Annotated in this window: 21 protein-coding genes; 9 read left to right on the top strand and 12 right to left on the bottom strand. The window is 71.1% G+C overall.

Translation table 11 applies throughout. The annotated features are described in order from the left end of the window. Positions 1 to 7: 7 nt before the first annotated feature. The 3 genes from sufB to ACGFXC_RS20730 form a co-directional block, all read right to left on the bottom strand. Entirely contained in the window at positions 8 to 1,423 is a 1,416-nt protein-coding gene (gene sufB / locus ACGFXC_RS20720; RefSeq protein WP_393714789.1) for a Fe-S cluster assembly protein SufB, read from the bottom strand. Then, positions 1,420 to 2,157 (bottom strand): helix-turn-helix transcriptional regulator, encoded by a 738-nt coding sequence (locus tag ACGFXC_RS20725; protein ID WP_393714791.1) that lies wholly within the window; start codon positions 2,155 to 2,157, stop codon positions 1,420 to 1,422. The genes sufB and ACGFXC_RS20725 overlap by 4 nt, the downstream gene beginning before the upstream one ends. 119 nt (positions 2,158 to 2,276) lie before the next feature. Beyond that, positions 2,277 to 3,068, bottom strand: a complete 792-nt coding sequence (locus tag ACGFXC_RS20730) for a formate/nitrite transporter family protein (RefSeq protein WP_393714792.1) — start codon at positions 3,066 to 3,068, stop codon at positions 2,277 to 2,279. 123 nt (positions 3,069 to 3,191) lie between these two features. Between ACGFXC_RS20730 and ACGFXC_RS20735 the strand changes: the two genes are divergently transcribed. From ACGFXC_RS20735 to ACGFXC_RS20750, 4 genes are all read left to right on the top strand, one after another. Next, on the top strand, positions 3,192 to 4,118 hold the full coding sequence (locus ACGFXC_RS20735) for an ABC transporter ATP-binding protein (protein ID WP_393714794.1): 927 nt from the start codon (positions 3,192 to 3,194) through the stop codon (positions 4,116 to 4,118). Further along, positions 4,115 to 4,882 carry an ABC transporter permease gene (locus ACGFXC_RS20740; RefSeq protein ID WP_393714795.1) on the top strand — a complete coding sequence of 256 codons (768 nt, stop codon included), beginning with the start codon at positions 4,115 to 4,117 and terminating at the stop codon, positions 4,880 to 4,882. Before ACGFXC_RS20735 ends, ACGFXC_RS20740 begins: the two co-directional genes overlap by 4 nt. A gap of 93 nt (positions 4,883 to 4,975) precedes the next feature. Beyond that, the gene (locus ACGFXC_RS20745) at positions 4,976 to 6,112 is read left to right on the top strand and encodes a hypothetical protein (protein ID WP_393714796.1); all 1,137 of its coding nucleotides are present in this window, start codon (positions 4,976 to 4,978) and stop codon (positions 6,110 to 6,112) included. Between the two features lie 4 nt (positions 6,113 to 6,116). Beyond that, the gene (locus ACGFXC_RS20750) at positions 6,117 to 7,103 is read left to right on the top strand and encodes a heme A synthase (RefSeq protein ID WP_393714798.1); all 987 of its coding nucleotides are present in this window, start codon (positions 6,117 to 6,119) and stop codon (positions 7,101 to 7,103) included. A gap of 39 nt (positions 7,104 to 7,142) precedes the next feature. On the opposite strand, the gene ACGFXC_RS20755 is transcribed toward ACGFXC_RS20750, so the two are convergent. The 3 genes from ACGFXC_RS20755 to ACGFXC_RS20765 all read right to left on the bottom strand — a co-directional run bounded on the left by ACGFXC_RS20755 (position 7,143) and on the right by ACGFXC_RS20765 (position 9,721). Next, positions 7,143 to 8,282 (bottom strand): amidohydrolase family protein, encoded by a 1,140-nt coding sequence (locus ACGFXC_RS20755; RefSeq protein WP_393714800.1) that lies wholly within the window; start codon positions 8,280 to 8,282, stop codon positions 7,143 to 7,145. A gap of 113 nt (positions 8,283 to 8,395) precedes the next feature. Beyond that, positions 8,396 to 8,755, bottom strand: coding sequence for a hypothetical protein (locus ACGFXC_RS20760; RefSeq protein WP_393714801.1), 360 nt, complete (start codon positions 8,753 to 8,755; stop codon positions 8,396 to 8,398). Positions 8,756 to 8,779: 24 nt separating this feature from the next. Further along, positions 8,780 to 9,721: a heme o synthase gene (locus ACGFXC_RS20765; protein WP_393714803.1), complete on the bottom strand. Its 942-nt coding sequence runs from the start codon at positions 9,719 to 9,721 to the stop codon at positions 8,780 to 8,782. A 345-nt stretch (positions 9,722 to 10,066) separates the two neighbouring features. On the opposite strand from ACGFXC_RS20765, the gene tkt reads away from it, so the two are divergent. From tkt to pgl, 5 genes are all read left to right on the top strand, one after another. Further along, entirely contained in the window at positions 10,067 to 12,154 is a 2,088-nt protein-coding gene (gene tkt / locus ACGFXC_RS20770; protein WP_393714805.1) for a transketolase, read from the top strand. 35 nt (positions 12,155 to 12,189) lie between these two features. Continuing rightward, positions 12,190 to 13,308, top strand: a complete 1,119-nt coding sequence (tal, locus tag ACGFXC_RS20775; RefSeq protein ID WP_393714807.1) for a transaldolase — start codon at positions 12,190 to 12,192, stop codon at positions 13,306 to 13,308. A 2-nt stretch (positions 13,309 to 13,310) separates the two neighbouring features. Next, positions 13,311 to 14,840: a glucose-6-phosphate dehydrogenase gene (gene zwf / locus ACGFXC_RS20780; protein ID WP_362131325.1), complete on the top strand. Its 1,530-nt coding sequence runs from the start codon at positions 13,311 to 13,313 to the stop codon at positions 14,838 to 14,840. Further along, complete coding sequence (opcA, locus tag ACGFXC_RS20785; protein ID WP_393714809.1) at positions 14,837 to 15,913, top strand: glucose-6-phosphate dehydrogenase assembly protein OpcA; 1,077 nt, start codon at positions 14,837 to 14,839, stop codon at positions 15,911 to 15,913. Before zwf ends, opcA begins: the two co-directional genes overlap by 4 nt. A gap of 122 nt (positions 15,914 to 16,035) precedes the next feature. Further along, the gene (pgl, locus tag ACGFXC_RS20790; RefSeq protein WP_393714811.1) at positions 16,036 to 16,815 is read left to right on the top strand and encodes a 6-phosphogluconolactonase; all 780 of its coding nucleotides are present in this window, start codon (positions 16,036 to 16,038) and stop codon (positions 16,813 to 16,815) included. 88 nt (positions 16,816 to 16,903) lie between these two features. On the opposite strand, the gene pgi is transcribed toward pgl, so the two are convergent. The 6 genes from pgi to gap all read right to left on the bottom strand — a co-directional run bounded on the left by pgi (position 16,904) and on the right by gap (position 22,786). After that, on the bottom strand, positions 16,904 to 18,556 hold the full coding sequence (gene pgi / locus ACGFXC_RS20795; protein WP_393715343.1) for a glucose-6-phosphate isomerase: 1,653 nt from the start codon (positions 18,554 to 18,556) through the stop codon (positions 16,904 to 16,906). 166 nt (positions 18,557 to 18,722) lie between these two features. Then, positions 18,723 to 19,058: an RNA polymerase-binding protein RbpA gene (locus tag ACGFXC_RS20800; protein ID WP_078950560.1), complete on the bottom strand. Its 336-nt coding sequence runs from the start codon at positions 19,056 to 19,058 to the stop codon at positions 18,723 to 18,725. 180 nt (positions 19,059 to 19,238) lie between these two features. Beyond that, complete coding sequence (secG, locus tag ACGFXC_RS20805) at positions 19,239 to 19,469, bottom strand: preprotein translocase subunit SecG (protein WP_393715345.1); 231 nt, start codon at positions 19,467 to 19,469, stop codon at positions 19,239 to 19,241. Between the two features lie 175 nt (positions 19,470 to 19,644). Further along, complete coding sequence (gene tpiA / locus ACGFXC_RS20810; protein WP_393714813.1) at positions 19,645 to 20,433, bottom strand: triose-phosphate isomerase; 789 nt, start codon at positions 20,431 to 20,433, stop codon at positions 19,645 to 19,647. A gap of 6 nt (positions 20,434 to 20,439) precedes the next feature. Beyond that, positions 20,440 to 21,651, bottom strand: coding sequence for a phosphoglycerate kinase (locus tag ACGFXC_RS20815; RefSeq protein ID WP_393714815.1), 1,212 nt, complete (start codon positions 21,649 to 21,651; stop codon positions 20,440 to 20,442). A 130-nt stretch (positions 21,652 to 21,781) separates the two neighbouring features. Continuing rightward, positions 21,782 to 22,786 (bottom strand): type I glyceraldehyde-3-phosphate dehydrogenase, encoded by a 1,005-nt coding sequence (gene gap / locus ACGFXC_RS20820; protein WP_351816461.1) that lies wholly within the window; start codon positions 22,784 to 22,786, stop codon positions 21,782 to 21,784. Positions 22,787 to 22,873: the final 87 nt, after the last annotated feature.

Consider the following 22,873-nt stretch of genomic DNA (forward strand, 5'->3'; position numbering starts at 1 on the left):
GTCGGTACTAACCGACCGAACCCTCCATCTGCAGCTCGATCAGCCGGTTCAGCTCCAGCGCGTACTCCATGGGCAGCTCGCGCGCGATGGGCTCGACGAAGCCGCGCACGATCATGGCCATGGCCTCGAACTCCGTCAGACCGCGGCTCATCAGGTAGAAGAGCTGGTCGTCGGAGACCTTGGAGACGGTCGCCTCGTGGCCCATGGAGACGTCGTCCTCGCGGACGTCCACGTAGGGGTACGTGTCCGAGCGGGAGATCGTGTCGACCAGGAGCGCGTCGCACAGCACGTTGGACTTGGCGCCGTGGGCGCCCTCGCCGATCTCGACGAGGCCGCGGTAGGAGGTCCGGCCGCCGCCGCGCGCCACCGACTTGGAGACGATGTTCGAGGAGGTGTTCGGCGCCATGTGGACCATCTTGGAGCCGGCGTCCTGGTGCTGGCCCTCGCCCGCGAAGGCGATGGAGAGGGTCTCGCCCTTGGCGTGCTCGCCCATCAGGTAGACGGCCGGGTACTTCATGGTGACCTTGGAACCGATGTTGCCGTCGATCCACTCCATGGTCGCGCCCTCGTACGCCACGGCGCGCTTGGTGACCAGGTTGTAGACGTTGTTCGACCAGTTCTGGATGGTCGTGTAGCGGCAGCGGCCGCCCTTCTTCACGATGATCTCGACCACGGCGCTGTGCAGCGAGTCCGAGGAGTAGATCGGGGCGGTGCAGCCCTCGACGTAGTGGACGTAGGCGTCCTCGTCGACGATGATCAGCGTCCGCTCGAACTGGCCCATGTTCTCCGTGTTGATGCGGAAGTAGGCCTGGAGCGGGATGTCGACCTTGACGCCCTTGGGGACGTAGATGAACGAGCCGCCCGACCACACGGCGGTGTTCAGCGAGGCGAACTTGTTGTCGCCGACCGGGATGACCGTGCCGAAGTACTCCTGGAAGAGCTCCGGGTACTCCTTGAGCGCGGTGTCCGTGTCGAGGAAGATGACGCCCTGCTCCTCCAGGTCCTCGCGGATCTGGTGGTAGACGACCTCGGACTCGTACTGGGCCGCGACACCGGCGACGAGGCGCTGCTTCTCCGCCTCGGGGATGCCGAGCTTGTCGTACGTGTTCTTGATGTCCTCCGGCAGGTCCTCCCACGAAGCGGCCTGCTTCTCGGTGGAGCGCACGAAGTACTTGATGTTGTCGAAGTCGATGCCCGAGAGGTCGGAACCCCAGTTGGGCATGGGCTTCTTGCCGAACAGCTTGAGGCCCTTGAGGCGGAGGTTCAGCATCCACTCCGGCTCGGACTTCTTCGCCGAGATGTCGCGGACGACTTCCTCGGACAGACCCCGCTTGGCAGCGGCGCCGGCCGCGTCGGAGTCGGCCCAGCCGTATTCGTAGGTGCCCAGGCCATCGAGCTCAGGGTGAGCAGTCTCCGTGGTCATGCGGGGTTCCTCCCGGCCGTACTTGCAGATGCTGGTGTGTCGGTCTGTGTGGCGCTTCGCGGAATGAACGTGGTGCACACTCCGTCGCCGTGGGCGATCGTGGCGAGGCGCTGCACGTGCGTCCCGAGCAGGCGGGAGAAGACCTCGGTCTCCGCCTCGCAGAGCTGCGGGAACTGCTCGGCGACGTGCGCGACCGGGCAGTGGTGCTGACAGAGCTGTTCGCCGCTGTGCGGACCGGGAGCGCTCTTCGCCGTAGCAGCGTACCCGTCCGCGGTCAACGCCTTGGCCAGGGCCTCGGTGCGGTCCGCGGGGGCGGCCGCCTCGACGGACTCCCGGTAGGCCTTCGCCTGCGCCTCCATGCGGGCCCTGGCGAAGGCGGCCACGGCCGCCTCCCCCTGATCGCCCCCGCCGGCACCCTGCGCGATCCAGCGCAGCGCGTCCGCGGCGAGCGTGTCGTAGGACTGGTCGAAGGCGTCACGGCCGCAGTCGGTGAGCGCGAACACCTTGGCGGGCCGGCCCCGGGTGCGTGCGCCGTACACACGCTGCTCACGGGGTGCGACCACGTCGTCGGTGACGAGCGTGTCGAGGTGGCGGCGGACGGCGGCCTGGGTCAGGCCGAGACGCTGCGCGAGGTCGGCGACGGTCGAGGGACCGTGGTCCAGGATGGACCGCGCGACCCGGTTGCGGGTTGACCGCTCCCCGGTCGCGAGCTCCCCCTGGGGGGCCTCGCTCATCCGTTCGCCGTATTTCACAACGCCATTGTTGCGTAATTAACCGAGCCGCGACAAGCCGTGATGGAGGCCACGCCTGGTGGCCTCCATCACTAAGGGTTACCTAATTTATCGACGCAGAGTTAACCGGAGGCCCTCACTCCGCACTCGCGGCGCGCCCCTCCGGTGAACCAGTACACGGCCCCCACCAGCAATCCTCCACCGATGATGTTGCCGGGCACGGTGAACATGAGATTCCGGAAAAGATCACGGAAACCGACTGAGCCATCCAGGATCGCCAAGCTGAAAAGAGCCATGTTCGCGACGCAATGTTCGAATCCGACGGCCACGAAAACCGCCACGGGCAGCCAGAGGACGAAAATCTTGGCCGCGTCCCCGCGGGCCCGGGTGAACATCCAGATCGCCAGACAGACCAGCATGTTGCACAGCACCGCCCGCCAGAACAGCTGACCGCCGCCGAGCGCGGTCTTGCCGTGCACCATCTCCCCGAGCATCGCCCGCGCCGACGGCGAGGAGGTCACCCCGGAGGCGTGCACCATCGCGCCGAAGGCGAAGGCCCCGGCCAGGTTGCCCGCCAGCGACAGCCCCCAGGAGACGAGCAGGTCCCGCGCCCCGGTGCGCCCGGACAGCGCGCCGACCAGCATCACCATCACGTTGCTCGTGAAGAGCTGGGCCCCGGCGAACATCACGATGGTCAGCGCGATCGGGAAGACCGCACCCTCCAGCAGCTTCACCGCCGCCGAGCCCTGGGCCACGAACGGCGAGACCGCCACCAGCAGCAGCACCTCGCCGATGCCGATGTACGCGCCCGCGAGCATCGCCGAGACGAAGTAGCGCGGGGGGTGCCCGAGGTCGTGGGCCTTGTGCGCGGCCTGCCCCGAGGTGGCTTCTACGTTCTGAGCGATGCTGTTCACCATTCAACGCTAGGGGCGCCCGGGGCCCCGTGGCAGCCGGTGAAGGTCACCACCGCGGGGGCCGCCGACCCCGCCACCCCCAGGACCAAGGACCCTCCCGCGGGCTCCGTAGACTCACCCCCCATGAGCAACGACCCCGCGGTGGAGATCCGCGGACTGGTGAAACGGTACGGAGCCAAGACCGCGGTGGACGGCCTGGACCTCACCGTCCCGGCCGCCTCCGTCACCGCCGTCCTCGGCCCCAACGGCGCGGGCAAGACCACCACCGTGGAGACCTGCGAGGGCTACGTCCGCCCCGACGCGGGCACCGTCCGCGTCCTCGGCCTCGACCCGGTGGCCGGGGCCGCCGCCCTGCGCCCCCGGATCGGCGTCATGCTCCAGTCCGGCGGGGTCTACTCCGGCGCCCGCGCCGTCGAGATGCTCCGGCACATGGCGAAGCTCTACGCGGACCCCCTGGACGTCTGCGCCCTCGTGGAACGCCTCGGCCTCGGCGGCTGCGGCCGCACCCCCTACCGCCGCCTCTCCGGCGGCCAGCAGCAGCGGCTCGCCCTCGCCATGGCCGTGGTGGGCCGCCCGGAGCTGGTCTTCCTGGACGAGCCCACCGCCGGCCTCGACCCGCAGGCCCGCCGCGCGACCTGGGACCTCGTGCGCGAACTGCGCGCCGACGGGGTCACCGTCGTCCTCACCACCCACCACATGGACGAGGCCGAGCAGCTGGCCGACGAGGTCGCCATCGTGGACGCCGGCCGGGTCATCGCCCACGGCAGCCCCGAGCAGCTGTGCCGCGGCGGCGCCGAGAACACCCTGCGCTTCACCGGCCGCCCCGCCCTCGACCTCGCCTCGCTGCTCAAGGCCCTGCCCGACGGCACCCAGGCCGCCGAGCTCACCTCCGGCGCCTACCGCGTCACCGGCGCCGTGGACCCGCAGCTGCTGGCCACCGTCACCTCCTGGTGCGCCCAGCACGGAGTGCTGCCCAGCAGCCTCTCGGTGGAGCGGCACACCCTCGAAGACGTGTTCCTGGAGCTCACCGGTAAGGAGCTGCGCGCATGAGCGCCGGTACGTTCACCCCCCGCCCGGGGGCAGCGCCCGTGTCCCGCATGATCGTCGCGCAGACGGCCCTGGAGACCCGGATGCTGCTGCGCAACGGGGAGCAGCTGCTGCTGACCGTCATCATCCCGGCGCTGCTGCTGACCCTCTTCTCCGCCGTGGACATCGTCGACACGGGGGCCGGGAAGCCGGTGGACTTCCTCGCGCCCGGCGTCCTCGCCCTCGCCGTGATGTCCACCGCCTTCACCGGCCAGGCCATCGCCACCGGCTTCGACCGCCGCTACGGGGTCCTCAAGCGGCTCGGCGCCTCCCCACTGCCGCGCCGCGCCCTGATGGCCGCCAAGACCCTGTCGGTGCTGGTCACCGAGGTCCTCCAGATCGCCCTGCTGACGGTGATCGCCCTCGCGCTGGGCTGGTCCCCGCACGGCGACCCGCTGTCCGTCGCCGCCCTGATCCTGCTGGGCACCGCGGCGTTCTCCGGGCTCGGGCTGCTGATGGCGGGCACCCTCAAGGCCGAGGTCACCCTGGCCGCCGCCAACCTGGTCTTCCTGCTGCTGCTGGTCGGCGGCGGGGTGATCGTCCCGCTGGAGAAGTTCCCCGGCGCCGTGCGGTCGGTGCTGGAGCTGCTGCCGATCTCGGCGCTCTCCGAGGGCCTGCGCGACGTGCTCCGCGACGGGGCCCCGCTGCCCTGGGGCGCCGCGGCGATCCTGGCGGTCTGGGCGGTTCTGGGCCTGGGCGCCGCGGCGAAACTGTTCCGCTGGGAGTGAAGCGGGAGCGAATCCCCTCCGCCGGGCGTTGGGCAGGCGGGAGGATGACCGCCTCCACATCAGCGACGCACGACCGGACGCCGGGGGGCGGACATGTCTCAGCGGGAGGCCGTTCTGCGGCTGGACGAGCAGTGGGCGCGGATCCGCTCCGGGGCCGCGCAGGCGGATCCCGGCGAGGAGGAGCGGCTGCTCGGTGAGCTGATCGGTGCGCTGCGCGAGCCCGCCCGCACCGACGCCGAGTGCGCGGCCCGGCTGGGGCTGCGGCTGGGCGACCTCGCGGCCCGCCGGTTCGCGGGCGGCGACCGGGCCGGGGCGCTGGCCGCCATCGAGGAGGGCCTGCACCACGCGCGGCAGGCCGCCGGGCACGCGCCGGAGTACGCCCGGTGGTACGCCCGGGGTCTGATCAACCAGGGGGTCTGGCTGGCCTGGCCGCTGAGCGACGCGGACCGGCTCCCCCGGTACCCGCTCGGCGAGGGCGGGGAGGGGCGGCCGAGCCCCATGGAGCGGGCCGCCGGCGAACGCGCCCGCGACCTGACCCGGACCGCCGTCGAGGTGTGGGCCGCCCTGGACCAGGACGACCCCGTCAACCGGCGCGGGCTCGCCCAGGCCGAGGTGTTCCTGGGCGACCGCCTCGCCGAGCTGGGCTCCGCCGCGGACGCGGTCGCCTGGGCGGTGGACGCCGAGGCCGGGTTCCGCCGGCTGCTGCTCGCCGCCCCCGGGGCCGAGGAGGCCCAGGAGGCCGAAGAGGCTCTGGACCACATCGGCCGGCAGCTGGAACTGCGGCTGCGCTTCCTGGCGTTCGAGTCGCTGGCGGCCCTGCGCGCCGACGGGCTGCTGCCCGAACGGCTGCTCCCCCAGGCGGTGGTGGCCGCCCGGATCCAGGGCGTGGCCGAGGCGGAGATCGCCGCCCGGCTGGGGCTGGACGCCGAGCAGGTGAGCACGATGCTGGAGGTCACCCCCTGGCGCGCGGTGTGGCGGATCGAGGTGCGCGGCGCCGACGGGCTGTGGGCGGCTCCGCCCACGCCGTGGCAGGGCTCCGCCGAGGTGAGGAACCGGACAGCAGAGGACGTAGCGTCCGAATTGGTACGGGGGTTCATGGAGGCGCCCGCCTATCCGGGCGACGGCGCGCTGTGGCGGGTCCGGGTCTGGTGGCACGCCGAGGGCGACCCGGCCGGAGCCAGGTTCCGCCTGGTCATCGGCCCCGACTCACCCGCCCCCACCCCCTCGTGAAAGTTTGCACAAGGCGGCCTTTACGATAGGGGCCGTGTTGAACCCCTTCGCGTACATCGCCAGCCGCTGGACCCCGTCACCCCGGACCGTCCGGCGCGCCGCGCTCGCCGCGCTCGTCATGAGCGTGGTCATCGTCGTCACGGGCGGCGCGGTGCGGCTGACCGGATCCGGTCTCGGCTGCGACACCTGGCCCAAGTGCACCGACGACAGCCTGATCGTGACGCAGGCCCAGGGCTTCCACGGAGTCATCGAGTTCGGCAACCGCATGCTGACCTACGTGCTCTGCGCGGCGGTCGGCGCCATCATCCTCGCGGCCCGCTCGGCGACGCCCTGGCGGCACTCGCTGACGAAGCTCGGCTGGCTCCAGTTCGCCCTCGTGATGGGCAACGCGGTCCTCGGCGGCATCACCGTCCTGACGGGGCTCAACCCGTACAGCGTGGCCGGCCACTTCCTGCTCGCCACCAGCCTGATCACCGTCACCACCATCACCTGGCACCGTACCGGCGAGGGCGACACGGACCCCCGCCCGCGCGCTCCCGGCCCGGTGCGGGGGCTCTCGCGGGCCCTGGTCGCGACCACCCTGGTGCTGATCGCGGCCGGCACGGTCGTCACCGGCTCCGGCCCGCACGCCGGTGACAGCAGCGAGATCAGGCGCATGCCGTTCGACTGGGCCACCACCGCCCACGTGCACGCCGTCGCCGCCTGGCTGGTCTGCGCGCTGGCCGTCGCGATGTGGCTGCTGCTGCGCGTGGCGGACTCCCCCGCCGACACCCGGGCGCGCGCCCGTGACCTGCTCCTCGTCCTGCTCGCCCAGGGCGCCGTCGGCTACGTCCAGTTCTTCACGGACCTGCCCGAGGCGCTGGTCGCCGCGCACATGCTGGGCTCCTGCCTGGTGTGGATCTCGGTGCTCCGCGTGGTGCTGAGCCTGCGCGAGCGTCCCGTCGAGCGGACCGCCCCGGTCCAGGGCGACCCGCAGCTCTCGACGGTCTGACGGGCACGGTCCGGGCGGCCCTGCGGCCCCCGGCACCGCTCAGCCCCGTTCGTCCAGGCGGTAGACGCGCCGGGCGTTGCCGGCCGCGAGCATCGCCGCGACCCGGTCCGCGTCCCGCCAGGACCAGGCCCCGTCGTTGACCCAGCCGCCCAGCACCCGGCCGAGCGCCTCCCGGAACACCAGGGCGCCGACGGCGTGCAGCTCCGGCAGGCGCCCGCCGCCACTGGAGAACAGCAGCTTCCCGAAGGGCGCGAGTTCCAGCAGTTCGGCCAGGACGGCGGCCGCCCGGGCCCCCGTCGCCGCGAGCGCGGGGCCCAGATCGGCGTGGACGTGCGGGTACGCCGCCGCCAGCCGGGCCGTGTGCCGGTGGTGCGGGTAGCCGCCGAGCAGCACCAGCGGCGCCCCGAGCCCGGCGGTGGCCCGGACGAACCCGGCGAGCGGCCCCGGCTCGCGGGCGGCGGTGTGCAGCTGGAGCGGCAGCCCGGTGGTCACCGCGCTCCACAGCAGGTGCCGCAGGAGCACCGGATCCCGCAAGGGCTCCCCCCTGCCCCGCCCGGCGAGCCAGCGCCCGGCCGCCCCGCGCACCTCTCCGGGCCCCGGCGGCCCGGCATCGCCCTCCAGGGCCCGGGCGTACCCGGTGGCGGCCCCGCAGCCGAAGGCGACGGCGCAGGCGGCGGCGTGGTGGACGGCTCCGCCGAGGTTGGCCAGGAAGGCGGCGACCGTCCCGGAGGTGTCGGCGGCCTGCTCGGCGAGCAGCTCCAGCCGGGCCACCTCGTAGGCCCGGGCACTCCCGGCCCGGCCCAGCTCCTCGGGGCCGCCCAGGTCCCCCGCGCCCCGGTCCCCGGCGGCCGCGCCGGCCGTGCCGGCTCCGGCGCCCACGCCCGTGTCGACGAGGTACGCGCCCACTCCCGAGCCCCCCAGCAGCAGCCGCCCGGTCTCCGCGACCCCGAGCTCGCGGCGCCGGGCCAGGTAGCGGGCGGGCGCGCAGTGCGGCTCCAGCCCGAGCAGGGGCGGACACCAGCGGCGCACGGCGAAGCCGGTCTGGGTGTCGAAGAAGGTGGTGCCGGCGGCGGGCGGGCCGGCCGAGTCGGTCAGCTGGGCCTCGAAGGTGGCGAGGCCCAGCTCCGTGCGGAGCACTCCGTGGCAGTGCTGGTCCACCAGGGGCGGCGTTTCGATCATCCGGGCATCCCGTTTGCGGACGTGAGGAAGGGGCTTCCACACGTCCTAACGGGTGAGCGGGGTATGAAGTGTTGCTCGCGCTGTTGACCGAGTGCCCGGGGAACCGCGCGGGCTCAGGCCGCCGGGTTGGCGGGGCCGCCGAGCTGGATGCCGGCCATCCGCGTCCACTCGTACGGGCCGGTGCGGACGCGGGCGGCGAACTCTCCGTCGAACTCATCCTGGAGGGTCAGCCCGGCCTTCTCGGCCGCGAGCCGCGCGACGGCGTGGGTCGGGGCCACCAGGTCGCCCCAGCCGCCGTCGCCGCCGACCAGCACGATGCGCGTGCCGGCCTGGCCGATGTGGGCGAGGTGGCCCTCGGCGCCGCCGTGCAGCTTGGCGAAGGCACCGATCTGCCGGGCCAGCTTCGCCGCCGTGCGGCTCTGCTTCCTGTCCGCGCTGTCCGCGGCCTGCGTGCTCTGCGTGGTCTCTCCCATGCAGAGCATGCTACCGGCGAGTAATCAGCGGAGGAAGGGATCCACGGCGACGGCCACGAAGAGGAGCGAGACGTAGGTGATGGACCAGTGGAACAGCCGCATCTCCTTCAGCTTCGCGCCGGTCACCCCGGACTTGGCCCGGGCGTTCAGCGCGTGCGCCTCCCACAGCCACCAGCCACCGGCCAGCAGCGCCACCGAGGTGTAGAACCAGCCGGTGTACCCCAGCGGGGTGAGCAGCAGCGAGACGGCGACCATCACCCAGCTGTAGAGGACGATCTGCTTGGCGACGGCCTTGTTGCCCGCCACGACCGGCAGCATCGGCACGCCGACGCGCGCGTAGTCGTCCTTCACCTTCATGGACAGCGGCCAGTAGTGCGGCGGCGTCCAGAAGAAGATGACGAGGAAGAGGATGACCGCGGCCCAGGAGACCTCGTTCTTGACGGCCGACCAGCCGATCAGGACGGGCATGCAGCCGGCGATCCCGCCCCAGACGATGTTCTGCGCCGTGCGCCGCTTCAGCAGCATCGTGTAGACGACGACGTAGAAGAGGAGCGCGCCCAGCGCGAGCGCGGCCGACAGCCAGTTGATCAGCAGCCCGAAGAACAGGGTGGAGGCCACCCCGAGGGTGATGCCGAAGACCAGGCATTCGCGCGGGCTGACCATGCCGGTCACGAGCGGCCGCTGGGCCGTCCGGTCCATCAGCGCGTCGATGTCGCGGTCGATGTACATGTTCAGCGCGTTGGCGCCGCCCGCTGACAGGTACCCGCCGAAGCAGGTGGCGAGCACCAGCCACAGCGAGGGCACCCCCTGCTCGGCCAGGAACATCACCGGCACTGTGGTGATCAGCAGAAGTTCGATGATCCGCGGCTTGGTCAATGCCACGAAAGCCATGACCCGGGCCCCGAACGGCCGGTGACCGGGGCTCGTCCCGAGCACCCCCGCTGGACGGGATTCGACGGCCGTCACGCACACCCCTGAGAGAGAATCCAGCAAGCTCCGACTCGGACCCTTCAGGACATGAAGGCCCGGTAAAGGCTTGCGCGTACCACGCCACTCTAGACGTTGCACTTCCGTCGCCCCGCGCGGGGGTCGTCTCGTGTTGGGCCGATCGGACCGGACGGCGGGGCGCCGGACGGGGGGGCGCCGGACCGGACACCGGGCGCGGACACCGGATGAACACCCGGCGGCGACCCGGCGACGCACCACCGGCACTCGAATAGCCGCACGCCCCGGCGGGGGTAGGCTCGGAATCGCGCCGGTGCGTCGTTCGTCACCGGGAATACAACATGTGGAGAGGAGCCCTGACCAACGGTGAGCACCAAGCCGACCACCACAGAGCTCGAGTGGACCGAACTGGACCAGCGGGCCGTCGACACCGCCCGCATCCTGGCCGCCGACGCGGTCCAGAAGGTCGGGAACGGCCACCCCGGTACGGCGATGAGCCTGGCCCCCGCCGCGTACACCCTTTTCCAGAAGGTCATGCGGCACGACCCGTCCGACCCCGAGTGGGTCGGCCGTGACCGCTTCGTGCTCTCCGCGGGGCACTCGTCCCTGACCCTCTACACCCAGCTCTACCTGGCCGGCTTCGGCCTGGAGCTGGACGACCTCAAGGCCTTCCGCACCTGGGGTTCCAAGACTCCCGGACACCCGGAGTACGGCCACACCACCGGCGTCGAGACCACCACCGGCCCGCTGGGCCAGGGCGTGGCCAACGCGGTGGGCATGGCCATGGCCTCCCGCTACGAGCGCGGCCTGTTCGACCCGGAGGCGGCCACCGGCACCTCCCCGTTCGACCACATGGTCTACGCGATCGCGGGCGACGGCTGCCTCCAGGAGGGCATCTCCCACGAGGCGTCCGCGCTGGCCGGCCACCAGAAGCTCGGCAACCTCGTGCTGCTGTGGGACGACAACCACATCTCCATCGAGGGCGACACCGAGACGGCCGTCTCCGAGGACACCCTCAAGCGCTACGAGGCGTACGGCTGGCACGTCCAGCGCGTGGCCCCGCAGGCCAACGGCGACCTCGACCCGAAGGCGCTCTACGCCGCCTTCGAGGCCGCCAAGGCCGAGACGGAGCGCCCCTCCTTCATCGCCACCCGCTCGATCATCGCCTGGCCGGCCCCGCACGCCCAGGGCACCGAGGCCGCCCACGGCTCGGCGCTCGGCAAGGACGAGGTCGCCGCGACCAAGCGCGTGCTCGGCTTCGACCCGGAGCAGACCTTCGAGGTCTCCGACGAGGTCGTCGCCCACACCCGCCGGGCCGTGGACCGCGGCCGCGAGGCCCGTGCCGCCTGGGAGAAGGACTTCTCCGCCTGGCGCACCGCCAACCCCGAGCGCGCGGCCTCCTTCGACCGCATCAACGCCAACGAGCTGCCCGCGGGCTGGGAGGACGCGCTCCCCGTCTTCGAGACCGGCAAGGGCGTCGCCACCCGCGCCGCCTCCGGCAAGGTCCTCGAAGCGCTCGGCGCGATCATCCCGGAGCTGTGGGGCGGCTCGGCCGACCTGGCCGGCTCCAACAACACCACCATCGACAAGAACTCCTCGTTCCTGCCGGTGGGCAACCCGCTGCCGGAGGCCGACCCGTACGGCCGCACCATCCACTTCGGCATCCGCGAGCACGCCATGGCCGCCGCCATGAACGGCATCGCGCTGCACGGCCACACGCGCATCTACGGCGGCACCTTCCTGGTGTTCTCCGACTACATGCGCAACGCCGTGCGCCTGTCCTCCCTGATGCACCTGCCGGTGACGTACGTGTGGACGCACGACTCCATCGGCCTGGGCGAGGACGGTCCGACCCACCAGCCCGTCGAGCACGTCGCCTCGCTGCGCGCCATCCCGGGTCTGAACGTGATCCGTCCGGCCGACGCCAACGAGACCGCCATCGCCTGGCGCGAGGTGCTGCGCCGCCACACCAAGGTGTTCGGCAAGGGCGCCCCGCACGGCATGGCGCTCACCCGCCAGGGCGTGCCGACGTACGACCGCAACGAGGACGCCGCCAAGGGCGGGTACGTGCTCTTCGAGGCCGAGGGCGGCCCCGCGCAGGTCGTGCTCATCGGCACCGGTTCCGAGGTCCAGCTCGCCGTCGCCGCGCGCGAGGCGCTGCAGGCCGAGGGCGTCCCGGCCCGCGTGGTCTCGATGCCGTGCGTCGAGTGGTTCGAGGAGCAGGACCAGGAGTACAAGGACAGCGTGCTGCCCCCCTCCGTCCGGGCGCGAGTCGCGGTCGAGGCCGGCATCGGCCTGACCTGGCACCGTTACGTCGGGGACGCGGGCAAGATCGTCTCGCTGGAGCACTTCGGTGCCTCCGCCGACGGCGCCGTCCTGTTCCGCGAGTTCGGCCTCACCGCCGAAGCCGTGACCGCAGCCGCCAAGGCCTCCATCACCGCCGCCGCGCGCTGAGACCGGTACCAGAACCAGTAGGAGATGCAATTCCCATGACAGACGCACTCAAGCGCCTCTCCGACGAGGGCGTGGCGATCTGGCTGGACGACCTGTCCCGCAAGCGCATCACGTCGGGCAACCTCGCCGAGCTCATCGACCAGCAGCACGTGGTCGGCGTCACCACCAACCCGTCGATCTTCCAGAAGGCGATCAGCAGCGGCGACGGCTACGAGCAGCAGCTCACCGACCTCGCCGCCCGCAAGGTCACCGTCGACGAGGCGATCCGCATGATCACCACGGCGGACGTCCGGGACGCCGCCGACATCCTGCGCCCGGTCTACGACTCGACCGAGGGCCAGGACGGCCGCGTGTCGATCGAGGTCGACCCGCGTCTGGCCCACGAGACGACGGCGACCATCGCCGAGGCCAAGCAGCTGGCCTGGCTCGTGGACCGCCCGAACACCCTGATCAAGATCCCGGCGACCGAGGCCGGCCTGCCGGCGATCACCGAGGTCATCGGCAAGGGCATCAGCGTCAACGTGACGCTGATCTTCTCGCTGGAGCGCTACCGCGCGGTCATGGACGCGTACCTGGCGGGCCTGGAGAAGGCGAAGGCCGCCGGCCTGGACCTCTCCAAGATCCACTCGGTCGCCTCCTTCTTCGTGTCCCGCGTGGACAGCGAGATCGACAAGCGCCTCGACGGCATCGGGACCGACGAGGCGAAGGCCCTGAAGGGCAAGGCGGCCCTCGCCAACGCCCGTCTGGCCTACGAGGCCTTCGAAGAGGTCTTCGGCGGCGAGCGCTGGTCCGCCCTGGACAAGGCGCAGGCCAACAAGCAGCGCCCGCTGTGGGCCTCGACCGGCGTGAAGGACCCGGCGTACAAGGACACCCTGTACGTGGTGGACCTGGTCGCCCCCGGCACCGTCAACACCATGCCCGAGGCCACCCTGGAGGCCACCGCCGACCACGGCGAGGTCACCGGGGACACCATCCGCGGCACGTACGAGCAGGCCCGCGCCGAGCTCGACGCGGTCGCGAAGCTGGGCATCTCGTACGACGATGTGGTGCAGCTGCTCGAAGACGAAGGGGTCGAGAAGTTCGAGGCCTCTTGGAACGACCTGCTGAAGTCGACCGAGGCGGAGCTCAAGCGCCTCGCCCCCGCGGAGGACTGAGTATTTTGTCAGCAAACGGAGCGAACCCGCTTCGTGACGCACAGGACCGACGGCTCCCGCGCATCGCGGGGCCGTCCGGCCTGGTCATTTTCGGCGTTACGGGTGACCTGTCCCGCAAGAAGCTCATGCCCGCCATCTACGACCTGGCGAACCGCGGTCTGCTGCCGCCGGGCTTCTCCCTGATCGGCTTCGCCCGCCGCGAGTGGCAGGACGAGGACTTCGCCCAGGAGGTGCACGACGCCGTCCAGCAGCACTCGCGCACCCCCTTCCGCGAAGAGGTCTGGCAGCAGCTGGTGCAGGGCTGCCGCTTCGTCCAGGGCGACTTCGACGACGACGCCGCCTTCGAGACGCTCAAGGCGACGATCGAGGAACTCGACAAGGCCCAGGGCACGGGCGGCAACTTCGCCTTCTACCTGTCGGTCCCGCCGAAGTTCTTCCCCAAGGTGGTCCAGCAGCTCAAGGACCACGGTCTGGCCCAGAAGGAGGGCTCCTGGCGGCGCGCCGTCATCGAGAAGCCCTTCGGCCACGACCTCAAGAGCGCGGAAGAGCTCAACAAGGTCGTCCACGAGGTCTTCCCCCGTGACGAGGTCTTCCGGATCGACCACTACCTCGGCAAGGAGACCGTCCAGAACATCCTGGCGCTCCGCTTCGCCAACACCATGTTCGAGCCGATCTGGAACCGGTCGTACGTCGACCACGTGCAGATCACCATGGCGGAGGACATCGGCATCGGCGGCCGGGCCGGTTACTACGACGGCATCGGCGCGGCCCGTGACGTGATCCAGAACCACCTGCTCCAGCTGCTGGCGCTGACCGCGATGGAGGAGCCCGGCTCCTTCCACCCCAAGGCGCTGGTGGCCGAGAAGCTCAAGGTGCTGACCGCCGTGGAGCTGCCCGAGGACCTGGGCAAGCACACGGTGCGCGGCCAGTACTCGGCGGCCTGGCAGGGCGGCGAGAAGGTCGTCGGGTACCTCGAAGAGGACGGCATCGACCCCAAGTCGAAGACCGACACCTACGCGGCCATCCGGCTGGAGATCAACAACCGCCGCTGGGCGGGCGTCCCGTTCTACCTGCGCACGGGCAAGCGCCTGGGCCGCCGGGTGACCGAGATCGCGGTGGTCTTCAAGCGGGCGCCGTACCTGCCGTTCGAATCGGGCGCGACCGAGGAGCTGGGGCAGAACGCCCTGGTCATCCGGGTGCAGCCGGACGAGGGCATCACGGTCCGCTTCGGCTCCAAGGTGCCGGGCACCTCCATGGAGGTGCGGGACGTGACGATGGACTTCGCCTACGGCGAGTCCTTCACCGAGTCCAGCCCCGAGGCCTACGAGCGGCTGATCCTCGACGTCCTGCTGGGTGACGCGAACCTCTTCCCGCGCCACCAGGAGGTCGAGCTCTCCTGGAACATCCTCGACCCGATCGAGCAGTACTGGGACAAGCACGGCAAGCCCGCGCAGTACCCGGCGGGCACCTGGGGACCGGTCGAGGCGGACGAGATGCTCGCACGAGACGGACGGAGCTGGCGCCGGCCATGAAGATCGACCTCACGGAGACCACCTCCAGCAAGATCAACGCCGCGTTGGTGCAGGCGCGCCGGGACATCGGCACGCCGGCCATCGGCATGGTCCTCACGCTGGTGATCGTGACCGACGAGGAGAACGCGTACGACGCGCTCAAGTCGGCGAACGACGCCTCCCACGAACACCCCTCGCGGATCGTCGTCGTGGTCAAGCGGGTCAGCCGTTCCCCCCGCAGCCGCCGTGAAGCCCGGCTCGACGCGGAAGTCCGCGTCGGGGCGGACGCCGGCAGCGGTGAGACGGTCGTGCTCCGCCTGCACGGCGAACTGGTCGACCACGCCCAGTCGGTGGTGCTCCCCCTCCTCCTGCCCGACGCCCCCGTGGTCGTCTGGTGGCCGGAAGGCGCTCCCGCCGACCTGGCGGGCGACCCGCTGGGCGCGCTGGGACAGCGCCGGATCACGGACACCTACTCCTCCGAGCACCCGATCGAGGCGCTCGGCGGCCGGGCGCAGGCGTACGCCCCGGGCGACACGGACCTGTCCTGGACCCGGATCACCCCGTGGCGCTCCATGCTGGCCGCCGCGCTGGACCAGCAGAGCCTGTCGGTCGACTCGGCGACCGTCGAGGGCGAGGACGAGAACCCGAGCTGCGAGCTGCTGGCCATGTGGCTGGCGGACCGTCTCGGGGTCCCGGTCCACCGCGCCCTCTCCGGCGGTCCGGGGCTGACCGCCGTACGGCTGGAGACCAAGGACGGCTCGATCGTCCTGGACCGGGCGGACGGCGCGCTGGCGACGCTGTGCATGCCGGGCCAGCCCGACCGTGCGGTGGCGCTCAAGCGCCGCGACACGGCCGAGCTGCTGGCGGAGGAGCTGCGCCGGCTGGACCCGGACAGCACCTACGAGGCCTCGCTGAAGTTCGGCGTGGCCCGCCTGGAAGCCGGCCCGCCGGCCCCGGGCGGCACGTCCGCCCCGGCCAAGGGCGCCCCTTCCAAGGCGACCGCGGCCAAGGAAGCCCCGGCCTCCGCCGGGGACGGGGACCAGACCCCGAAGCCGGCCGCCAAGCCGGCGGCGAAGAAGGCTGCGGCCAAGTAACCGGCGGTCCATCGCGCGGAGCCGCCCCCGGCGAGGGGGAACGGCTCCGCGCGGTGGTGCCCGGGACCGGGCCGCCGGCACCGTACTCCCCCGAACTACCAAGAAGGCGGCAGCACATGGGTATGACGACTCCCCAGGTCGTCGTCCACCGGGACAAGGAGCTGATGGCCCAGGCCACCGCTGCCCGGCTCATCACGAAGATCGTGGACGCGCAGGCCGCCCGCGGCGGCGCCTCCGTGGTCCTGACCGGCGGCCGCAACGGCAACGGGCTGCTCGCGGCCCTCGCCACCGCCCCCGCCCGGGACGCGGTCGACTGGTCCCGCATCGACCTGTGGTGGGGCGACGAGCGCTACGTCCCCGCCGACGACCCCGAGCGCAACCACGTACAGGCCCGCGAGGCGCTGCTGGACTCCGTCCCGGTGGATCCCGCGCGCGTGCACGTGATGCCCGCCTCCGACGGCCCGTACGGCGCGGACGTGGACGCCGCCGCGGCCGCCTACGCCGCCGAGCTGGCCCGGGCCGCGGGCCCCGAGGACCACGGTCCGGTCCCCACCTTCGACGTGCTGATGCTGGGCGTGGGCCCCGACACCCACGTGGCGTCGCTGTTCCCGGAGCATCCGGCGACCCGCGAGAGCGACCGCACGGTCGTCGGGGTGCACGGCGCGCCGAAGCCGCCGCCGACCCGCGTTTCCCTGACGCTCCCCGCGATCTGCGCGGCCCGTGAGGTGTGGCTGCTGGCCGCGGGCGAGGACAAGGCCGCCGCGGTGGCCGTGGCCCTCGGCGGCGCGGGCGGCGTACAGGCCCCGGCGGCGGCCGTCCACGGCCGCAGCCGCACCCTGTGGCTGCTGGACCGCGCGGCCGCGGCCAAGCTGCCGGCCGGGCTGTACCCCCCGGGGTCCTGACCGCACCGCAAGGCCCGAGGGCCCCGCACCGGCCGGTGCGGGGCCCTCGGGCGTCCGGCGGTGGAGCCGGGCCGCGCGGGTGGCGGCCTCAGCGGCCGCGCAGTTCCCGGTACGTGGCCACCAGCGCCCGCGTCGAGGGGTCGAGGTCCGCCACGGCCGCCCCCTCGGTCAGGGCCGGCTCCAGCCGCTTGGCGAGGACCTTGCCGAGCTCGACGCCCCACTGGTCGAAGGAGTCGATGTTCCACACGGCGCCCTGGACGAACACCTTGTGCTCGTAGAGGGCGATGAGCTGCCCCAGCACCGACGGGGTCAGGTCGCGGGCGAGGATCGTCGTCGTCGGGTGGTTGCCCCGGAAGGTCTTGTGCGGGACGAGCTCCTCGGCGACGCCCTCCGCCCGGACCTCGTCGGCGGTCTTGCCGAAGGCCAGGGCCTGCGTCTGGGCGAAGAAGTTGGCCATCAGCAGGTCGTGCTGGGGCACCAGCCCCGGCAGCAGGTCCGCGACGGGCCGGGCGAAGCCGATGAAGTCCGCCGGGATCACCTTGGTGCCCTGGTGGATCAGCTGGTAGTAGGCGTGCTGGCCGTTGGTGCCGGGCGTGCCCCACACCACCGGCCCGGTCTGCCAGTCCACCGGGTCTCCGTGCCGGTCCACGGACTTGCCGTTGGACTCCATGTCCAGCTGCTGCAAGTAGGCGGTGAAGCGGGAGAGGTAGTGGCTGTACGGGAGCACCGCGTGCGACTGCGCGTCGAAGAAGGCCCCGTACCAGACGCCCAACAGGCCCAGCAGCAGCGGTGCGTTCTCCTCGGGCGGAGCCGTGCGGAAGTGCTCGTCGACCAGGTGGAAGCCGCTCAGCAGTTCGCGGAAGGCGTCCGGGCCGATGGCGATCATCAGCGAGAGCCCGATGGCCGAGTCGAAGGAGTAGCGCCCGCCGACCCAGTCCCAGAACTCGAACATGTTGGCCGTGTCGATGCCGAAGTCGGAGACCTTCTCCTCGTTGGTGGACAGTGCCACGAAGTGCCGGGCGACCGCCTCTTGACCGGCATTCAGTTCCGCGAGCAGCCAGTTGCGCGCCGAGGTGGCGTTGGTGATGGTCTCGACGGTGGTGAAGGTCTTCGAGGCGATGATGAACAGCGTCTCGGCCGCGTCCAGGTCGCGCACGGCCTCGTGCAGGTCGGCGCCGTCGACGTTGGATACGAAACGGACCGTCAGTTCGCGGTCGGAGAAGGCCCGCAGCGCGTCGTACGCCATCGCCGGGCCCAGGTCGGAGCCGCCGATGCCGATGTTGACGACGTTCTTGATCCGCTTGCCGGTGGAGCCGGTCCACTCCCCCGACCTGATGCGGTCGGAGAAGGCGGCCATCTTGTCGAGGACCGCGTGCACCCCGGGGACGACGTCCTCGCCGTCGACCTCGACGACCGCGTCCTTCGGGGCGCGCAGCGCGGTGTGCAGGACCGCCCGGTCCTCCGTCGTGTTGATCTTCTCGCCGCGGAACATGGCCTCGCGCAGTTCGGCCACGCCGGTCGCCGCGGCCAGTTCGCGCAGCAGCGTCAGCGTCTCGTCGGTGACGAGGTGCTTCGCGTAGTCGATGTGCAGGTCCCCGACCCGCAGGGTGTACCCGGTGCCGCGGTCCGGGTCCGCCTCGAACAGCTCCCGCAGATGCGTCTGCCCCAGCTCTTCGCGGTGCTTGCCGAGCGCGTTCCACTGCGGCGTCCGGTTGAGCCTCGTACGGCTGTCTGCGTTCATCTCGGACATCAACCCACTTCTTCCGTCCTGTCGTGCCCCGCCGCCTCCAAACCTAAGGGATCGGAGGGGGAACAACGGACAAAAAGGGGCCCGGCCCGCGGGATTCGCCATCCCGCGGGCCGGGCCCCGAGTCACTCTTGAGGGTGGCCCCGACCGGCGCCGAGTCTCAGATCTCGCCGCGCAGCTTGGCGAGGGCCTCGGCGAGGATCGCCTCGCCGTCGGCGTCGGTGCGGCGTTCGCGGACGTAGGCGAGGTGCGTCTTGTAGGGCTCGGTGCGCGGCGGCGCGGGCGGGTTGTCCCGGTCCTGGCCGGCCGGGAACCCGCAGCGCGGGCAGTCCCAGGTGTCCGGCACGGTCGCGTCGCTGGCGAAGCTCGGCTGCGTCTCGTGCCCGTTCGAGCACCAGAAGGAGATGCGCAGGCGGGGCGCGGATTCACCGCGTTCGGCCTCGCCCATCGGCCCGGCTCCGACCCGACTTCCACGAATCGCGTTGCCACTTGCCACGGTCGTAACTCCCTGCGTGATGGTGCCGCGGAGCGTGAGGGGGATGTCCGCTGCGGGCGCCCCAGTCTACGTAAGGCCCAACGCACGTCCAGTAACCGGAGTTACTCGCTCCGGGCGTGGACGCCGGACCTCATGATAGGCCGGGCGGAGCCGCCGGGACCGGCACAATGGCCGAAACGGTCAGCTCGCCGACTTCGTGAGCAGGCCGAGCACCACGATGCAGGCGAACCACAGGAGCCCGATCACGACGGTGATGCGGTCGAGGTTGCGCTCTGCCACGGAGGAACCGCCGACCGAGGACTGCATGCCGCCGCCGAACATGTCGGACAGGCCGCCGCCCTTGCCCTTGTGCATCAGCACGAGCAGCATCATCAGGGCGCTGAAGACGACCAGGGCGATCGAGAACCCCATAATCACGGCTGATTCCTACTTTCTGGGCATTCAGTGCATTCGGGTTTTCCAGGGCTTCCCCCGGTGCTGCGACCGGTGCCGCCAACGCGCACGGGGGCCAGCGGCTGCCGATCGCAGCCCCCTGGCCCCCGCAAGGGTACGACGGATCCGCCCTACCGCATACTCACTGGTCGCGTCACTGGTCGCGGAAGCGGACGATCTTGACGAACTCGTCCACGTCCAGCGCCGCGCCGCCGATCAGGGCGCCGTCGACGTCGGGCTGCGCCATGATCGCGGCGATGTTGCCGGACTTGACGGAGCCGCCGTACTGGATGCGGACCTTGTCGGCCAGCTCCTGCGAGTACAGCTCGGCGAGGCGGCCGCGGATCGCACCGCAGACCTCCTGCGCGTCCTCGGGGGTGGCGACCTCGCCGGTCCCGATCGCCCAGACGGGCTCGTACGCGATCACGATGGACTCGGCCTGCTCGGCCGGAACGCCTTCCAGGCCGCCGTCGACCTGCTTGAGCGTGTACCCGACCTGCTCGCCGGCCTTGCGGACGTCGAGGCCCTCGCCGACGCAGAGGATCGGGGTGATCCCGTGCTTGTACGCCGCCTTGACCTTGGCGTTGCAGACCGCGTCGTCCTCGCCGTGGTACTGGCGGCGCTCGCTGTGGCCGACGGCCACGAACGTGCAGCCGAGCTTGGCGAGCATCGGGCCGGAGATCTCGCCGGTGTAGGCGCCGGAGTCGTGCGCGGAGATGTCCTGGGCGCCGTACTTGATCTTCAGCTTGTCGGCGTCGACCAGGGTCTGGACCGAGCGCAGGTCGACGAAGGGCGGGAGCACCGTCACGTCGACGGCGTCGTAGTCCTTGTCGGCGAGCGAGAAGGCGATCTTCTGGGTGTGGGCGATGGCCTCCAGGTGGTTGAGGTTCATCTTCCAGTTGCCCGCCATCAGCGGGGTGCGGCCGTTGGCAGCAGCAGACATAAGGGTTCAGCCCTCCAGGGCGGCGAGGCCGGGGAGCGTCTTGCCCTCGAGGTATTCGAGGCTGGCGCCACCACCGGTGGAAATGTGACCGAAGGCGTTCTCGTCGAAGCCCAGGATGCGGACCGCGGCCGCGCTGTCGCCACCGCCGACGACGGTGAAGGCGCTGCTGTCGACGAGGGCCTGCGCGACGGCCTTGGTGCCGTTCGCGTAGTCGGGGTGTTCGAAGACTCCGACCGGGCCGTTCCAGAAGACGGTCTCGGCATCGGCGATCTTCGAAGCGTAGAGCTCGCGCGTACGGGGGCCGATGTCCAGGCCCTCCTGGTCGGCGGGGATCTTGTCCGCGTCGACGGTCTCGAAGTCGGCCGGAGCCTTGGTCTTCAGGTCGGGGAAGTCACCGGAGACGAGGACGTCGACCGGCAGGACCAGCTCGACGCCGTTCTTCTCGGCGCGCTCCATGTACTCCGTGACCTTGTCCAGCTGGTCTTCCTGGAGCAGGGAGATGCCGACCTCGTAGCCCTTGGCCTTGAGGAAGGTGTACGCCATGCCGCCGCCGATGAGCAGCCGGTCGGCCTTGCCGAGGAGCTCGTCGATGACGGCGAGCTTGTCGGAGACCTTGGCGCCGCCCAGGACGACCACGTACGGGCGCTTGACCTCGGCGGTGAGCTTCTTCAGGACGCCGACCTCGGTGGCGATGAGGTAGCCGGCCGCGTGCGGGAGGCGCGCGGGGAGGTCGAAGACCGAGGCGTGCTTGCGGTGGACGGCGCCGAAGCCGTCGCCCACGTAGACGTCGGCGAGCTCGGCGAGCCGGTCGGCGAACGCGCCGCGCTCGGCGTCGTCCTTCGCGGTCTCACCGGCGTTGAAGCGCAGGTTCTCCAGGACGGCGACCTGTCCGTCGGCGAGGGCGGCGACGGTCTCCTTGGCGGAGGTCCCGACGGTGTCGGTGGCGAACGCCACCTCCGTGCCGAGCAGCTCGCCGAGCCGCGCGGCGGCCGGGGCGAGCGAGAACGCCGGGTCCGGGGCGCCCTTGGGGCGGCCCAGGTGCGAGGCCACGATCACGCGGGCACCCGCTTCGGCGAGCTTCGCGATGGTGGGCTGGACGGCACGGATGCGGCCGTCGTCGGTGATCCGGCCCCCGTCCAGCGGCACGTTGAGGTCGGCGCGGACGAAGACCCGCTTGCCCTGGACGCCTTCAGCGAGAAGTCCGTCGATCGTCTTCATGTGTTTCTACTCCTTTGAGCGCTTCACCCGAAGGGCGAGGAGGGAGGGCGAGGCAAGCGACAGGGCCCGTGCGGCGCATCGTTGCGCTGCCGGACCCTGTGCTCACATGATGGTGCCTTGCCCTACGTTTTTAGAGCTGACCGCCGACGAAGACGGTGAGGTCGACGAGACGGTTGGAGTAGCCCCACTCGTTGTCGTACCAGCCGATGACCTTGACGCTCTTGCCCTGGACCATGGTCAGGGAGGAGTCGAAGGTGCAGGACGCCGGCCAGTTCACGATGTCGGAAGAGACGATCGCGTCCTCGGTGTAGTCGAGGATGCCCTTGAGCTGGCCCTCGGCGGCCTTCTGGAAAGCGGTGTTGACCTCGTCCTTGGTCACCTCGCGCTCCAGCTCGATGACCAGGTCGGTCACGGAGCCGGTGGGGACCGGGACGCGCATCGCGATGCCGTCGAGCTTGCCCGCGAGCTCCGGGATGACCAGGGCGGTGGCCTTCGCGGCACCGGTGGTCGTCGGGATGATGTTCTCGGCGGCGGCGCGGGCGCGGCGCAGGTCCGAGTGCGGGAAGTCCAGGATGCGCTGGTCGTTCGTGTACGCGTGGACCGTGGTCATCATGCCCTTGACGATGCCGAAGTTCTCCAGGAGAACCTTGGCCATCGGCGCCACGCAGTTGGTGGTGCAGGAGGCGTTGGAGATGACGTGGTGGTTGGCCGCGTCGTACTTGTCCTGGTTGACGCCCATCACGATCGTGATGTCCTCGTCCTTGGCCGGAGCCGAGATGAGGACCTTCTTCGCGCCCGCGGCGATGTGCTTCGCGGCGTCGGCCTTCTTCGTGAAGATGCCGGTCGACTCGATGACGATGTCGGCGCCCAGCTCGCCCCAGGGGAGGTTCGCGGGGTCGCGCTCGGCGAAGGTCTTGAAGGTGTTGCCGCCCACCGTGATGGTGTCGGCGGTGTGGGAGACCTCGGCCTTGAGGCGGCCCAGGATGGTGTCGTACTTGAGCAGGTGCACCAGGGTGGCGTTGTCAGTCAGGTCGTTGACACCGACGATCTCGATGTCCGCTCCCTGCTCCAGGAGCGCCCGGAAGTAGTTGCGGCCAATTCGGCCAAAACCGTTGATGCCTACGCGGATCGTCACGAACCGATCTCCTCGTTGGTGCGCCGGCCTGTCCGCCGGCGAGCTGTATGGGATGTCCCCGACCGCTTACGACCCTACCTCTCCGTG

Origin of the sequence: Streptomyces sp. NPDC048507 (genome assembly GCF_043199995.1) — a bacterium.
In the GTDB taxonomy this organism is placed as follows: domain Bacteria; phylum Actinomycetota; class Actinomycetes; order Streptomycetales; family Streptomycetaceae; genus Streptomyces.